Below are 1,662 nucleotides of genomic sequence, written 5' to 3'. Positions count from 1 at the left end.
TCTTAATTCCTTATATTATTTATATTTTTATATATTAAACTCAATAGACTATTCTACCAAAAAAAAGATAATGAATCTTTAATAAGTTGATTTTTGCTATAATTCGCCAAATATTTAATAGATATATAAGGATAAAAAATGGGACAGACCATTACTGAAAAAATTTTCTCTGAACATGCGAACAAAAAGGTACGCGCAGGAGAGATTGTCAGGGTAGACATAGATATGATTATAGGTAATGATATTACAACCCCTATTTCGATAAGAGCATTTGAGGAGAGTGGACAGAAGAAGTTGGCACGACCTGACAACTTCTGTATCGTTATGGATCACTATATCCCTGCAAAAGATATAGCTTCGGCAAATCAAGCAAAGATCTCAAGAGAGTTTGCATACAAACATGATTTAAAAAACTTTTTTGATGAGAAGGATATGGGGATAGAACATGCGTTGCTTCCTGAAAAAGGTTTAGTTATTCCTGGCGATGTTATTATAGGTGCGGATAGTCATACCTGTACGCATGGTGCTTTGGGGGCTTTCTCTACAGGTATGGGTAGTACAGATATATCTTTTGGAATGATAACAGGTGGTAACTGGTTTAAAGTACCTGAGACTATTAAAGTAGAGCTTAGTGGAAAACCAGCCCAACATATTTATGGAAAAGATATTATTTTGGAGCTTATCCGTATGATTGGGGTTGATGGAGCTTTGTATAAGGCGATAGAGTTTACAGGGGATTCGATACAGTATCTTGGTATGGCAGACAGATTCTCTATAGCCAATATGGTAATTGAAGCGGGAGCAAAAAATGGTATCTTTGCCGTTGATGAGGTGACAGAGAGCTATTTGACCGAGAGAGCTGAGGCGAATGGTGGACTTAGGGCTGAACCAAAGATTCACTACTCTGATGAGGATGCGGAGTATTGCCAAGTGATTAAAATAGATATTGCGAATCTTTCACCAGTTATCGCCTATCCATTCTTACCCTCAAATGGTAAAAGTATAGAACAAGCTGTAGCTGATGATCTGAAGATAGACCAAGTAATGATTGGAAGTTGTACCAATGGACGAATAGAAGATTTGCGAATTGCTGCGAAGATTATGGAGGGTAAAAGAGTTGCACGACACACCAGAATGATAGTAACCCCTGCTACACAAAAGATTTTTTTACAAGCTCAAAAAGAGGGATTAATGGAGATTCTAATTAATGCGGGAGCTGTTGTATCTAATCCTACTTGTGGTGCCTGTCTTGGGGGCTATATGGGAATCTTAGGTGACCAAGAGAGATGTGTGGCTACCACCAATCGTAACTTTGTTGGACGAATGGGGGCTAGAACTTCCGAGATATATCTAGCTAACTCTGCTGTAGCTGCTGCTTCTGCTATTGCTGGGAAGATTGTTGACCCACGAACTTAACGCTTTAATTTAAAATAAGGGGATGCTTCATATCTGGTGAAAAGTAGTTTACACTTTGGAACTAGGGTGTCGAAAAAGAGTAATTTAGCATCTTTTTTTATTCCCATTTCTTGAATGTTATTTTGTAGGGACACCCCTACAATCCCTTACAAACTAACTCTCCTCCCTTTCAATATAAGCACTAGCAAAAATCTTAACAAAAAAAATATGGAAAAGTTATGGAAAAAAATTTATAAAAAATCATTA

Annotated in this window: 1 protein-coding gene; it reads left to right on the top strand. The window is 37.3% G+C overall.

What is annotated here, in order from left to right; genetic code table 11:
• Positions 1-138 precede the first annotated feature (138 nt).
• Positions 139-1,416, top strand: a complete 1,278-nt coding sequence (gene leuC / locus GSY74_RS01215) for a 3-isopropylmalate dehydratase large subunit (protein WP_164663277.1) — start codon at positions 139-141, stop codon at positions 1,414-1,416.
• Positions 1,417-1,662: the final 246 nt, after the last annotated feature.

Source organism: Sulfurovum sp. bin170, assembly GCF_010892395.1.
Classification (GTDB): Bacteria; Campylobacterota; Campylobacteria; order Campylobacterales; family Sulfurovaceae; genus UBA1140.
Note: the sequence above shows the minus strand (reverse complement) of the source record. Positions and strands in the feature narration are given on the sequence as shown.

What these genes read in the sequence shown, in the direction of transcription:
- leuC (WP_164663277.1), top strand. Translation starts at nt 139, where the DNA reads ATGGGACAGACCATTACTGAAAAAATTTTCTCTGAACATGCGAACAAA.